The organism is Marichromatium sp. PS1, assembly GCF_041155115.1.
In the GTDB taxonomy this organism is placed as follows: Bacteria; Pseudomonadota; Gammaproteobacteria; order Chromatiales; family Chromatiaceae; genus Marichromatium; species Marichromatium gracile.
Genome location: NZ_BAAFHB010000002.1, coordinates 1 through 12,730, shown reverse-complemented (window position 1 = coordinate 12,730; position 12,730 = coordinate 1). Strand labels below are relative to the sequence as shown.

The window sequence follows — 12,730 nt, the reverse complement described above, 5'->3', positions numbered from 1 at the left end:
ATGGAGACCGCGACCCCAACCCTCAACGCCCTGCTCGCCGAGCACGCCAGGCGCACCCCGGAGCGCCCCTTCATCCATCATCGCGACGGCACGCTCGACTATCGCCGGACCCAGGCGCTGGTCGAGTGTCTCGCCGGCGCGTTGCACGCGCTCGGACTGGGGCCGGGGGCGCGGCTGGGGATCGCGCTCGGGCGGCGGCCCGAGGGGGTGCTCGCCTTCCTCGCCGCGACCCGGATCGGCGCCCTGCCGGTGGCGCTCAACCCGGCGCTGGAGCCGCGTCTGCTGCTCGGGTTCGCGCGCGCGCAGCGGCTCGCCGCGCTGCTCGCCGAGGGCGAGACGCTGGCGGCGCTGGCCGCCGGTGAGGTGCCGGAGGGCGTGATGCTGATCGACCGCGCCGGCCGTCATCCCGGCTGCGTCTCCTGGCCCGAGCTGCTCGGCGCCACGCCCATCGCCTCCCCGCCCGAGCCCGAGTCGGGGCAGGTCGCCTATCTCAACTTCACCACCGGCACCACCGGACGGGCCAAGGGCGCGCTGGCGACCCACGCCAATCTCTACTGGAACACCCGCGCCGCGATCGAGGCCTTCGCGCTCGGCCCGGACGACGTCCATCTGTGCATGTTCGCCGCCTTCGCCCATCCCCACGAGCTGTTCTGTCGCGCGCTCCAGACCGGCGGCGCGCTGGTGCTGCTCGAGGAGATCAGCCCGCGCGCCATCGCCGGGACGATCCGCGCGTTCGGGGTGACCTGCATGATGGGGCTGGCGCCGATGTACCGGATGATGGCCGGGGCCTGTGCGCGCGCCGATCTCGCCAGCCTGCGTCTGGCCGAGAGCGGGGGGATGTACACCAGCCCGGAGATCAACGCCGCCTTCGCCGCGCGCGGCGGGGTGCCGATCATGTCGGTGTGGGGCAGCACCGAGACCAGCGGGGTGGCGCTGGCCAACACCGCCGAGGGCTATCGGCTCGACGGCAGCATGGGGCGGGTGTGTCCGCACTATCAGGCGCGCGTCGTCGACGAGCAGGGGCGCGAGCTGCCGCCGGGCGAGGTCGGCGAACTGCTGCTGCGCGGTCCGGGGCTGGTCTCGGGTTACGACGGCGGGATCGCGCTGGCCGGCCACCAGGGCTGGTATCGCAGCGGCGATCTGGTCCGGCGTGACGACGACGGCTTCTATTATTACGTCGAGCGGATCAGCGGCATGATCAAGGTCGCCGGGCTCAAGGTCTATCCGCTGCAGCTCGAACTGCTGCTCGGCGCCCATCCCGGGGTGCGCGAGGCGGCGGTGCTCGGTCGTCCCGACCGCCGCAAGGGCGCGGTGCCGGTGGCCTTCGTCGTGCCCGAGCCGGGAGCCGAGCTCGACGCGGCCCGACTGCGCGCGCATTGCCGCGCCCAGGGGTTGCCCAACTACATGGTGCCGAGACGCTTCGAGCTGGTCGACGACCTGCCGCGTATCGGCAGTGGCAAGATCGACAAGCGGCCCCTGCGGACCCTGGTGGAACGCGGGTCCCTGACCGACGGGTGACGACGATGAAGGCATTGATGGCAACGGCGGTCTGGGATCCCAGACCGGGGTACGCGCCGAGCGCGCGTGAGCTGGAGCGGCGCCGCGCCGACTGCGCCAGTCAGGTGTGGCGCGATCCGAGTTTCGCGCTCGCCGAGGTCCCGGTCCCGGAGATCGGCGACACCGAGGTGCTGGTGCGGGTGGTGTGCTGCGGCATCTGCGGCTCGGACAGCCATCTCTACCAGACCGACGCCGAGGGCTATCTGATGTTCTCCGGGCCGGCGGCGCTGCCCTGCATCATCGGCCACGAGTACGCTGGGGTGGTCGAGCGCGTCGGGCGCGCGGTGCGCGGGTTGCGCGAGGGCGATCTGGTCGCCGCCGAGAGCATCGTCTGGTGCGGCTGCTGCACGCCCTGTCGCAGCGGCGCCTTCAACCAGTGCGATCGGGTGGAGCTGACCGGGATCACCACCGACGGCGCGCTGGCCGAGTACGTCGCTGTCGACGAGCGTCAGTGCTGGTCGCTCGCCGCGCTCGCCGGGCGCTATGACGACACCCGACTGTTCGAGGTGGCGGCGCTGATCGAGCCGCTGGGCTGCGCCTACAACGGGCTGTTCGTCTGTGCCGGTGGCTTCCGTCCCGGGGCGGTGGTGGTGGTCCATGGCGCCGGTCCCATCGGACTCGGCGCCATCGCCCTGGCGCGTCTGGCGGGGGCCAGTCAGGTGATCGTCTTCGACCCCATCGTCGAGCGTCTGGCGATCGCCGAGACGCTGGGGGCCGATCGCGTCTACGACACCACGGCGCTGCGCCGCGACGGCGTCAGGCCGCGCGACCTGGTGCTCGAGCACACCGCCGGGCGCGGCGCCGAGATCCAGGTCGAGGCGGCGGGCGCGGCCGGGGAGACCGTCCCCGAGATGCAGTCCTCGCTCGCCCCCGGCGGCCAGATCGTCTATCTCGGGCGCGCCGCCACCGAGACCCCGGTACAGCTCAACGGGCTGGTGAGCGGTGCCAACGCCATCCAGGGCGGGCGCGGTCACGCCGGCTACGGCATCTACGACGGCATCATCCGGTTGCTCGCCAGTGGTCGGCTCGAGGTCGCGCCGATGATCACCGCGCGCTACCCGTTCGCCGAGGCGATCAGCGCGCTGGCGACCTCGGTGCAGCGGACCGACGGCAAGGTGATGGTGCGGATCGGCTGAGTGGAGGTGAGCATGGCACAGGGACAATCGCCGCGCGGTCTCGACGGCAAGACGGTGCTGGTGACCGGTGGGGCGGGCTTCATCGGCAGCAATGTCGCGCTGCACCTGCAGCACCACCACCCCGGGTGTCGCGTGGTGGTGGTCGACTGTTTCGGCGCCGCCGCCGCCGCCCCCGGCCCGCGCGCCTTCGGGCACTATCTCAACCTGATCGACTTCGCCGGCGAGCTGATCTGCGGTGATCTCACCGAGCCGCGCGACCTCGCCCGGCTGCAGCGCCTGCGCTACGACCTGATCCTGCACTTCGCCGCCGTCTCCGACACCCGGGTCTACGACCAGGCGGCGATCCTGCGCGCCAACGTCAATGTCTTCGCCGATCTGCTGGGTCTGGCCGCGCGCCGCGGCGCCGATCTGGTCTACGCCTCCTCGGCCGCGACCTATGGTGCCGCTCCGGCGCCGCAGCGGATCGGTCACGAGGCCCCCGACACCCCCTATGGCTTCAGCAAGCTGAAGATGGACCAGATGGCGGCGCGCTTCCGTCAGGAGCATCCCGGGTTGGCCGTCGCCGGGCTGCGCTTCTTCAACGTCTACGGGCCGCGCGAGTACTTCAAGGGCACCACCGCCTCGATGGTGCTGCAGCTCGGCCACCAGCTGCTCGCCGGGCGCGCGCCCCGCTTGTTCCACGGCTCGGAGCACATCCTGCGCGACTTCGTCCATGTCGAGGACGTGGTGCGCGCGGTGCTCGCCGCCGCCGCGGGTCGCGTCAGCGGGGTGTTCAACGTCGGCAGCGGTCGTGCCGAGTCCTTCGCCCGGGTGCTCGAGCTGCTCCAGCAGGGTCTGGGCACGGCGCTGCCGATCGACTACATCGACAACCCCCACCACGCCTACCAGACCCATACCCGGGCCGAGTTGGAGACCACCCGCGCGGCGCTCGGCTACGCCCCCGAGTACGACCTTGCGCGGGGCGTGGCCGCGTATCTCCCCGAGATCCGTCGCAGCTATCGCGAATGGGGCGCCGGGGTCAGCGGGTGTTGACGTTGATGTTGCGGTTGATCAGGTCGTAGCCCTGTAGCGAGGGCAGCAGGTTGTCGACCACTCGGGTCCACAGTGCCAGCGGCGCGGCGGTGACATAGACCACGTCGCGCGGCGCGAGCCGGAACTGGGCGCCGAGCACCATTGCGGTGGCGTCGCGGAGGTCGAGCTGATAGATCTGGATCGGTCGCGTCTCGCCGCCGGGGCGGATGACGAACACCCCGGTGGCGTCGGCGCTGCCCTCGTTGAGCCCGCCGACGCTGCTCAGCGCCTCGGTCAGGCGCATGCCGTTGCGGCCCATGACCAGGGTGGTCGGTTGGCGCACCTCGCCGAGCACGAACACCTTGAGGGTGTCGTTGCGCGGCACGTGGATGATGTCGTTGGCGCGCAGCAGCCGGTTCTCGGTGAGCACCCCGTGCTGGAGCAGCGCCTGCAGCGAGATCCGCTGCTCCGCGCCGCGGCGGCTCAGCACCACGTTGTCCCAGTCGGCGTGTTCGGTCAGGCCGCCGGCGTGGTTGATGGCATCGAGCAGGGTCAGCGGGATGTTGGTGAGCGGGCGCGGTCCCGGCTCCCTGACCTCGCCGGTGACATAGACCCGCTTGGCGTTGAAGGCGGCGACGTTGACCTCGACCTTGACCTCCTCGATGTACTCCGAGAGCGCCTCGGTGAGACGCAGGCGCACCTCTTCCAGGGTCAGTCCCGCGACCGCGAGCTTGCCGACATAGGGGAAGTAGAGGGTGCCGTCGCTGTGGACCCAGGTGCCGGACTCGGCGGCGCTGCGATAGGAGCCGGCGGGGATGGTCAGCTCCTCGTGCTCGAAGACGATGATGTTGAGGATATCGCCCTTGCCGACGCGATAGGCATAGTCGGCGATCTCGCGCTCCAGCGCCGGGTTGTCGAGCGGGCTGGGTGGCGGTGTGCTGAGTTGCCGGATCAGCTTGAAGGTGATCGGGTGGATCTCGGCCTGGGCGGCGACCGGGGGTTCCTCGGCGGCGCTGCGTGGCTTGTCGAAGGTCACCATCCGGGTGCCGGGGACCAGCGCGCAGCCGGCGCCGAGCGCGATCAGGCCGATCAGCGCGAGCGCGGCGCTCCAGCGGGCACGGGGCGAAGGCGTGTGAGTGGTGGTCATCGGTGCATCCGGGCTCAGTGCAGATAACGGTGTTCGAGTGGGTCGACGGCGGTCAGCACCAGGCCGAGCGGGGCGCGTCGCGAGAGCCGCTCGAGCGCTGCGCGCGCCGCGCGCAGCGGGGTGCGACCGGCGGCGACCACCAGGAGCGCGTGCTCGACCAGCGCCAGCACCTGGATGGCGTCCTCGCTCGCGCGCAGCGGCGGGGTGTCGATCAGGATCAGGTCGTAGTCCTCGTCGAGACGGGCGAGCAGCGCGCCGAGCCGGGCCTCGGCGAGGAGCGGTGCCGGATCGTCGAGGGCGGCGCCGGCGGGCAGCAGATCGAGCCCGGGCGCGCGGGTGGGGACGATGCAGCGCTCGAGCGCCACGCCCTCGCACAGGTGCCCGACCAGCCCGGGCTGCGGTGCGGCATCGAGGCGTGAGGCGAGGTCGGGGGCGCGCAGGTCGAGCTCCAGCGCGAGCACCCGCAGCCCGTCGCCGGCGCACTGCTCGGCGAGTGCGGCGAGCAGGGTGCTGCGCCCGTCGCCGCGACAGGGTCCGACCAGCGCCAGCCGCCGGGGCAGCTGGCCGTCGAGCCGCTCGCGCAGCCGGTTGCGCAGTGCGCGCAGCGGCTCGCGCCACGCCCGCGCCGGACGCGCGTCGCGGCGTACCCGCACCAGCCGGGCGAGCAGGGGCGGGCCGCGCAGCGCCGCCGGGTCGCGTACCGAGTCGTCGAACAGGTCCTCGATCAGGGCGATGCCGAGCGCCCAGAAGCCGCCGAGCAACACCGCGACCACGGCATTGAGCGCGAGGCTCGGCCTGGCCGGGCGGGTGGTCGGCGTGGCCCGCTGGACCAGCACGTGGGTCGGTGCGACCAGCGCCGCGGCAAGCCCGAGCTGCCGCTGTGCCTCGAGCATCCGGCCATGGATCGCCTCGCTCACCTCCAGCTCGCTGTCCAGCTCGGCCTGGCGCTCGAGCAGCGCGGCATGGGTGTCGACCCGGTTGCGGTACTCCGCGATGGTGTGGGCGATCTGGCGGCCCTCGGCCTCGCTGATCGCCAGCGCCACCTGCTGCTCGGTGCGCCGAGCGCCGAGTTCCTCGTAGAAGCCCAGGGTCTCGCCGCCGCCGCCGACCACCGCCCGTGCCTCGGCGACGATCAGCTCGCGCAGCCGCTCGATCTGGGCGAACAGCCGACGGTACTCGGAGGATGCCTCGGTGCTGTCGACGCGCAGCGCCGCAAGCTCCTGGAGCAGGTCGTTGAGGTCGGCCTTGAGGGTGCGGATGTGCTCGCTGTTGGCCTGGGCCTGATCGGCGCTGCGTGCCGCCCCGGTGCGCGCCAGCTCGGTGTCGAGCGCGGCCAGCTCGGCGGCGAGCGCGGCCTGCTCGGTGTGATTCTCCTCGGCCTGGGTGCGCAGTGCGCCGAGCTTGGTGACCAGGGTCTCGATCTGGGCGTCGAGGTCGATCGCCCCGGTCTCGGTGACGAAGGCGCGCTGGGCGGCGAGGGCGGCGAGATAGTCGTCGCGCACCGCGCCGAGGCGTTCGTCGACGAAGGCGCGGGCACGTGCCAGATCGGCCTGCTGGAGCTCGACCTGGCTGGCGATATAGGCCTCGGCGAGTCCGTTGGCCAGTGCCGCGGCCTGATCGCGCTCGCCGCTCCAGCCGACGATCTCGACCACCCGGCCGTCCTCGAGCTGGTCGATGTCGAGGTGTGGACGCGGGGTCTGGCGCGGCAGCAGCCCGCCCTTGATCAGCCGCCGCGCGGTGAGCGGCTCGCCCTGATCATCGGTGAGCCCGAGCGTGGCGATCACCCGGTCGAGCGAGGGTTCGAGCTGGCCGAGCGAGATCTCGGTGTCGGCGTCGAAGTCGTCGCTGCTGGTGAGGCTGGCGGTGGGGATGCCGAGCGCGGCGAGCAGGGTGTTGGCGCCGGGCGATTCGCGTACCAGCACCAGCGCGGTCGAGCGATAGGTCGGCGCGCTCGCCAGGGTGAAGAGCGCGACCAGCGCCACCACGGCGAGGAACAGGGTGGCGAGCGTGCGGCGACGCCGGATCAGCAGGTCGCGGATCTGTATCAGCTCCATCTCGTGGCGTCGTCATGCTCTGGGTCGGGGACGACCGCGGCGGAGGTTGTCGGCGCGTGTGCGGTCGGCGGCGGCCCATTATAGCGGCTGGCGGCCTCGCGTCGCGCGATCCGCACGGTGGCGACGATCAGCCCGTAGAGCATCCAGCTGAAGGCCGAATCGTAGGAGAAGTCGACGGTGGCGTGGATCAACAGTGCCAGCAGGGCGGTGGCGAGACAGTAGAGATAGCGGCGCAGCCGCGGGTCGCGGGTCTCGCGCAGCGCGCGCGCCAGCTCGACGACCACCCCGAGCACGAAACCGAGCAGCAACAGGGTGCCGATCGGACCGGCGTCGAAGAGGATGCTGAAATAGTAGTTGTGCGCCCCCGGCCAGGGGTCGACGAGATGGGCGAAGCCGCCGAGCCCGGCGCCGATCCAGCGCTCGCCGAGCAGCGCCAGTCCGGCCTCCCAGAACTCCAGCCGGAAGGTGATGGAGAGCTCGTTGACCTCGGCCCCGGAGGCCAGCCGGTCGGCGCTGAACACCACCACGTTGAAGGCCATGATCGCGACCAGCGCGACGAGGAAGCCGAGCCCGGTCAGCAACCGTCGCCCGCGCAACCCGGGGTAGAGCGCGATGAAGGCCGAGACGGCGATGACGAAGGCGCCGGCGGCGCCCTTGGAGCCGGTGGCCAGCAGGTTGGAGATCAGCCAGGGGGCGCTCAGCGCGAGCACCAGCCGGGCGCGCCCGCCGCACTCGGGCCAGAGCGCGCAGCCGGCCATGAACACGAAGGTGGTGACGGTGCCGGCGATCTGCGGCGGCGCGAAGCCGCCGGCGCGGGTGCCGTAGAGGATCAGCGAGGGCTCGAAGCGCCAGTCGGCGCCGAGCTGGACCTGCAGCGCCTGCAGCGGGCTGGTGTCGATCTTGTTGGAGAGCACCAGCATCAGTGCCAGCGCCAGGCCCCAGACGAAGGTGAAGCCGAGGGTCAGGGTGAGGGCGCGGCGGTCGGTGACATAGAGCTGGATGAGGAAATAGAGTCCGACCCCGAAGGCGAGGTTCAACCCCATGCTCGTGCCGTGCAGCGGGTCGAGGCTCCAACCGTAGCTGGCGAGCATCCACAGCAGCAGCAGCGGCGGCAGGGTGTCGAGCGGGGCGATCGTCGGGGCGGCGCCGGGCACGCGTCGGGCGAGCAGCCGCGCGGCAAGCAGCGGCAGCAGCAGCGGCGCGAGCCCGAGGGCCAGCGGGTAGCGCTCGCCGAGCGCGCGTAGCGGCGAGTCGGTGATCAGGTTGATGTTCATCAGCAGCGCCGCGCCATAGACCACCAGGAAACCGGTCAGCGGCCAGCGCAGGCTCGCGGCATAGAACCACAGCAGCGCGACCAGCCCGAGCCCGAGCCAGGGCGAGATCAGGATGGCGAGCACCGCGGGTAGCGCGAGCGCGAGCTGCAGGGTGGCGTTAAGGGGCGTCGCCAGTCGGTCCATCCGGGCTCAGGTAGCGTGGCGTGGCGTCGAGGTCGAGTCGGATCGCGCCGTCCTCCAGCGCCAGGGTGCGCGGTGAGGGGCCGCTGTCGGGCAGCGCCGACTCGACCCGCACCCGCCTCACCCCGGGGTGCTCGATGGGGATGCGTACCGCTGCGCTGCCGCCCGAGCGGTCGCTCCAGGCCACCAGCAGCGGTGCGTCGTGACAGTGGAAGCGCACCACCACCAGACCCTGTTCGTCGCGCAGCAGCCGGGTGCGCCGCCAGTCGCAGCCGTCGAGCCGCTCGGTCATCCGCCGATAGGCGTGATAGGCCGGTTTGCGCCGCCCGTCGGCGTCGATCAGGGTGACCTGGCGGAAGTAGCCGTCGCCCGGGCTGGCGCCACGCTCGGGGGCGGCGCGCAGCCCCGACCACAGGGTCAGGCGGAACCCGGAGCCGAGCAGATAGGCGTGACGCTTGACCACGTCCTCGGCCTGGGCGCGCTCGTCCTGATGGCGCCCGGCATGCTCGAGCGCGACCAGTGGCGCGGGCGCGAAGCCGTTGCGCGCGGCGGCGCGCTCGAGGTCGTCGATCCAGGTGCGCAGCTCGGCGTACTGGCGCTCGAGCGCCACCCCCGGGGCGGTGCCGATCCAGTGCTGGTCGAGATAGTCATAGGGGCGCTCGCCCCCGGCGCGGGCGCCGAGCCGGTCGAAGAAGGCATCCATGAAGCGGCGCGGGTCGGTGTCGCCGTGCCAGCCGGGACCGCGCACCATGCCGGCGATCACCTCGGCGCCGGGGTCGGCGGCGCGGATCGCGCGATGGGCGAGGATCAGGGTGTCGGCGAGGTCGGCGCCGTCGCCCTGCCAGTAGCGCTTGGCATAGGGTTCGTTCTCCACCGCCCAGCGCCGGATCGGCGCGCGCAGGCCGGGCATGTCGGCGCGCCCGTCGCCGTCGTAGCGCTCCACCGCGGCGCGCACGAAGGCGCTGTAGGCGGCGGTGTCATCGGGCTTGCGCGGGATCGAGCGCGCCATGCGCTGGCCCGTCGGTTGCGGCGGCGAGGCGGTGAGGATGGGCACCAGATGGATGTTGTTGGCCTGGCTGTAGCGCACCAGGGCGTCGAGCCGGCTCCAGTCGTAGCCGGCCCAGCCGCCGTCGGCGTCGCGCCCCTGCACCAGGTTCCAGCTGAAGGCGAAGGTCGCGCCCTGTGACGCCCAGTGGGCGCCGAGCGCGCGCATGGTCTCGCCATAGCCCTGGTTCCAGGAGGTGTGCCGGAAGCGCAGCATGTTGGGGTCGAAGAAGCCGAAGGGCGAGTCCAGCGAGGCCTGCATCCGGGCCCGGTCGAAGTGGTCCTCGGGCGCCGTCTCGGGCATCGGCAGCGAGACCGTCGGGCGTTGCGCCGCCGCCCGCGCCGGTGCGCCGGCCAGGGCGGGGCGCACGCTCGGCGCGCCTGGCGGGCGTGCGCCTCCCGGGCCGCCGTCGACGACGATCAGCGCGTTCGGGGTCAGGCGCACCCGGGTCCCCGGGGTCAGCGCGTCGCGTCCGATCTCGTGTTCGCGCAACACCAGGGCGCCGGTCGGGAGCGCTCGGGTCTCGCCGCCGGGCGTCTCGATCCGCGGCGGCGTGCCGGCCACCACGCGTCCGCGCAGCGGACCCCGTCCCGCGCCTCCCTGGGGGACCACCACCCGCTCGCCCGGGGTGAGCGCGGCGGGGTCGACGCGGCTGTGACGCAGCAGCCGCAGTCCGCCGAGCGTCCGGGTGAGGGCGCGCCCGTCGGCGCTGATCAGGTGCACCCGCTCGCCCTCGACCCGCTCCACTCGTGCCATGACCGGGCGCTGCCCCTGACCTTGTGCCGGGCGCTCGGCCATGGGGGCGGCGGGTCGGCCCCAGGGTGGTGGTCGGGGGCCGCTCTCGGGGGCGCAGGCCGGCAGCAGTTGGCTCGTCAGCAACAGGGCCAGGGTCGCGAGGCGGCTGGATGGTGTCATCGGCGCTCCCGAGAGCGGGGTGGCATCGGCCTATTGTCGGTCGGCTGCGGGTGTCAGGTCCAGTGGCGATGGTTGCGCGGCGTGTGCGCGAGCTGCGCTGGAACAAGGTCGGTCCGGGGCGCTGCTGTTATCCTTCTATCTATCGCAAGGTCGCGATCCGTCGGTATCCCGCCGGCGCGGGCCGGTCAGGATGCGGCCGACTTGGCGTGAGGGCTTGAACGGTCGGGAGAACACGCAGTGGTCGGGATTGATCCATCCAGGGTGGTCGTGCGGTGACCGGCTCGCACCAGGGCGACGGCGCGTTGGGCGTGGCCGCGCGCGGCTCCTTGATCACCCTCGCCGGCACCTTCGCCGGCAAGGGGCTGGGCTTCGCCCTCAGGGTGCTGGTCACCCGACTGTTCGGCGAGGCGGCCTTCGGCGCGCTGGCGCTCTGTCTGCTCGTCGGCGAGTTCGCCCGCACCCTGGCGGTGGCCGGGCTGGCGCGCGGCGGCATGCGCTTTCTCGCGCTGGCGCTCGGCGAGGGTCGCCCCGAGACCATCCCGGCGCTGTTGCGTACCGTGTTCTCGATCCCGCTGGCGCTCTCGCTGCTCTGGGCCCTGGCCCTCTTCCACGGCGCCGATGCCCTCGCCATCGGCTGGTTCGGCGATCCCACGCTCGCCCCGCACCTGCAACGTATGGCCTTCGCCATCCCGGCGCTGGCGCTGCTGCGCGTCGGGGTCGAGACCAGCCGCGGCTTCCACACCACCCGTTACGCGACCCTGGTCGAGCAGCTCGCGCTGCCGGCGCTGCTGTTGTGCGCCGCGCTCGGCGGCTATCTGCTCGGCGGCAGCCTCGGGGCGGTGATCTGGGGGATGGTGCTGGCCTATGGCGTGGCGCTGGCGCTGATCCTGCTGGCGCTGCGCCGTCAGCTCGGCGCCGCGCTGCGCGCGCCGCGCACGCCGTCCGCCGCCGTCGCGCCCGCGCCGGGCGCCGGGGTGGTGCTGCGCTACTCGCTGCCGCTGTTTTTGAGCGGCTTCGCCGCGATGCTGATGGGCTCGCTCGACCTGCTGCTGCTCGGTCACTGGGTGTCGGTCGCCGAGGTCGGGGTCTATGCCGCCGCGCTCGCCCTCGCCGGGCTGTTGTCCTCGACGCTGATGAGTTCGGTCAACAGCATCCTCGCGCCGCTGATCGCCAGTGCCCACGGTGGCGCCGATCCGGCGCGCGTCGCCCATCTCTATCGTGCCACCACGCGCTGGCTGACGCTGCTGGCGTTGCCGTTGGCGGGCGCGGCGGTGCTCGCGCGCGAGCCGTTGATGGCGTTGTTCGGCCCCGGCTTCGTCGCCACCGGTGCCGGGGTGCTGGCGGTGCTGGTGATCGGTCACGCGCTCAACTGCGCCAGCGGTGGGGTCGGTCAGGTGCTGGCGATGACCGGTCACCAGGGGCTGGAGCTGCTCGCCAACCTGATCGCGATCGCGCTCAACCTGGCGCTCAACCTGGCGCTGATCCCGCTGCTCGGGCCGCTCGGCGCGGCGCTGGCGACCGCCATCGCGTTGGTCGCGCTCAACGGGCTGCGGTTGTTGATGGTCCGGGCGCGGCTGGGGATGCAGCCCTTCGCCCGGCGTCCGCTGCTGGTGGCGGCGGCTGGTGTGGTGGTGGTGCTGGGGTGCGAGCTGAGCGGGCTGCGCGCGCTGGCGCCGCTGTGGTGCGGGCTGGGCGTCGGGCTGGCGCTGGCAGCGCTGGGCTGGCGCCTCGGTCTCGCGGCCGAGGACCTGAGACTGTTGCGGGGGCTGGGCGGACGGCTCGCTCGCGGCGGGCGACTGAGCCGGGCCTGAGCGCCCGGGGCATGGGGGAGACGAGATGACGCAGAGCAACAACCGGGTGATGGTCTTCGGCATGGACGGGGCCACCTTCGACATCATGCAGCCGCTGCTCGATGCCGGCCGGCTGCCCAATCTGGCGCGGCTGATCGCGCGCGGGGCGAGCGGCACGCTCGACTCCAGCGTGCCCGAGTTGAGCCCGCCGGCCTGGACCTCGTTCATGACCGGGGTCACCCCCGGGGCGCACGGGGTCAACGACTTCTTCGGACCGGTCGAGGCCGGCTCCTACGAGACCCGCTTCTTCAACGCCTCCTACCGTCGCCGACCGCCGCTGTGGAGCCTGCTGAGCGCGCGCGGGCGTCGGAGCTGCGTGCTCAACGTGCCCTTCACCTTCCCGCCCGACCCGATCAACGGGGTGATGGTCTCGGGGATGGACACGCCGAGCCTGGAGAGCGCCTTCGTCCATCCGTCGGAGTTTCGCGAGGAGCTCGACCGGGTCACCGGCGGCTACCGTCTCGAACGCGTCGAGCGGCGGCTCTCGCGCCGTGCCGTCGGGCGTTATGCGCGCAGCATCGAGGAGATCACCGAGAACCGCTTCCGCGCCGCCGCGCATCT

At 72.5% G+C, this 12,730-nt stretch carries 9 protein-coding genes; 5 read left to right on the top strand and 4 right to left on the bottom strand.

What is annotated here, in order from left to right; translation table 11 throughout:
- The 3 genes from ACAM26_RS01335 to rfaD are packed head-to-tail and all read left to right on the top strand — an operon-like array spanning position 1 to position 3,725.
- Entirely contained in the window at positions 1 to 1,518 is a 1,518-nt protein-coding gene (locus ACAM26_RS01335; RefSeq protein WP_369612985.1) for a class I adenylate-forming enzyme family protein, read from the top strand.
- A 5-nt stretch (positions 1,519 to 1,523) separates the two neighbouring features.
- Positions 1,524 to 2,693 carry a scyllo-inosose 3-dehydrogenase gene (gene iolM / locus ACAM26_RS01330; protein ID WP_369612984.1) on the top strand — a complete coding sequence of 390 codons (1,170 nt, stop codon included), beginning with the start codon at positions 1,524 to 1,526 and terminating at the stop codon, positions 2,691 to 2,693.
- 12 nt (positions 2,694 to 2,705) lie between these two features.
- Positions 2,706 to 3,725, top strand: coding sequence for an ADP-glyceromanno-heptose 6-epimerase (gene rfaD / locus ACAM26_RS01325; protein WP_369612983.1), 1,020 nt, complete (start codon positions 2,706 to 2,708; stop codon positions 3,723 to 3,725).
- On the opposite strand, the gene ACAM26_RS01320 is transcribed toward rfaD, so the two are convergent.
- From ACAM26_RS01320 to ACAM26_RS01305, 4 genes are read right to left on the bottom strand one after another with little or no spacing between them, the layout of a single operon-like run.
- The gene (locus ACAM26_RS01320; RefSeq protein ID WP_123143353.1) at positions 3,712 to 4,851 is read right to left on the bottom strand and encodes a polysaccharide export protein; all 1,140 of its coding nucleotides are present in this window, start codon (positions 4,849 to 4,851) and stop codon (positions 3,712 to 3,714) included. The genes rfaD and ACAM26_RS01320 overlap by 14 nt on opposite strands.
- Positions 4,852 to 4,865: 14 nt before the next feature.
- Positions 4,866 to 6,905, bottom strand: coding sequence for a GumC family protein (locus tag ACAM26_RS01315; protein WP_369612982.1), 2,040 nt, complete (start codon positions 6,903 to 6,905; stop codon positions 4,866 to 4,868).
- Positions 6,896 to 8,362: an O-antigen ligase family protein gene (locus tag ACAM26_RS01310; RefSeq protein WP_369612981.1), complete on the bottom strand. Its 1,467-nt coding sequence runs from the start codon at positions 8,360 to 8,362 to the stop codon at positions 6,896 to 6,898. The genes ACAM26_RS01315 and ACAM26_RS01310 overlap by 10 nt, the downstream gene beginning before the upstream one ends.
- Positions 8,337 to 10,319, bottom strand: coding sequence for a hypothetical protein (locus ACAM26_RS01305; RefSeq protein WP_369612980.1), 1,983 nt, complete (start codon positions 10,317 to 10,319; stop codon positions 8,337 to 8,339). The genes ACAM26_RS01310 and ACAM26_RS01305 overlap by 26 nt, the downstream gene beginning before the upstream one ends.
- 272 nt (positions 10,320 to 10,591) lie before the next feature.
- Here ACAM26_RS01305 and ACAM26_RS01300 point away from each other — a divergent pair, with 272 nt between their 5' ends.
- Positions 10,592 to 12,130, top strand: a complete 1,539-nt coding sequence (locus ACAM26_RS01300; RefSeq protein WP_369612979.1) for a lipopolysaccharide biosynthesis protein — start codon at positions 10,592 to 10,594, stop codon at positions 12,128 to 12,130.
- 25 nt (positions 12,131 to 12,155) lie between these two features.
- Positions 12,156 to 12,730: alkaline phosphatase family protein (locus ACAM26_RS01295; protein ID WP_369612978.1), on the top strand; the 575-nt coding region annotated here is incomplete at its 3' end.

Excerpts from the sequence above, each read along its gene's own strand:
- ACAM26_RS01305 (WP_369612980.1), bottom strand. The coding sequence starts at position 10,319 with ATGACACCATCCAGCCGCCTCGCGACCCTGGCCCTGTTGCTGACGAGC.
- ACAM26_RS01335 (WP_369612985.1), top strand. The coding sequence starts at position 1 with ATGGAGACCGCGACCCCAACCCTCAACGCCCTGCTCGCCGAGCACGCC.
- ACAM26_RS01310 (WP_369612981.1), bottom strand. The coding sequence starts at position 8,362 with ATGGACCGACTGGCGACGCCCCTTAACGCCACCCTGCAGCTCGCGCTC.
- ACAM26_RS01320 (WP_123143353.1), bottom strand. The coding sequence starts at position 4,851 with ATGACCACCACTCACACGCCTTCGCCCCGTGCCCGCTGGAGCGCCGCG.
- ACAM26_RS01315 (WP_369612982.1), bottom strand. The coding sequence starts at position 6,905 with ATGGAGCTGATACAGATCCGCGACCTGCTGATCCGGCGTCGCCGCACG.
- rfaD (WP_369612983.1), top strand. The coding sequence starts at position 2,706 with ATGGCACAGGGACAATCGCCGCGCGGTCTCGACGGCAAGACGGTGCTG.
- iolM (WP_369612984.1), top strand. The coding sequence starts at position 1,524 with ATGAAGGCATTGATGGCAACGGCGGTCTGGGATCCCAGACCGGGGTAC.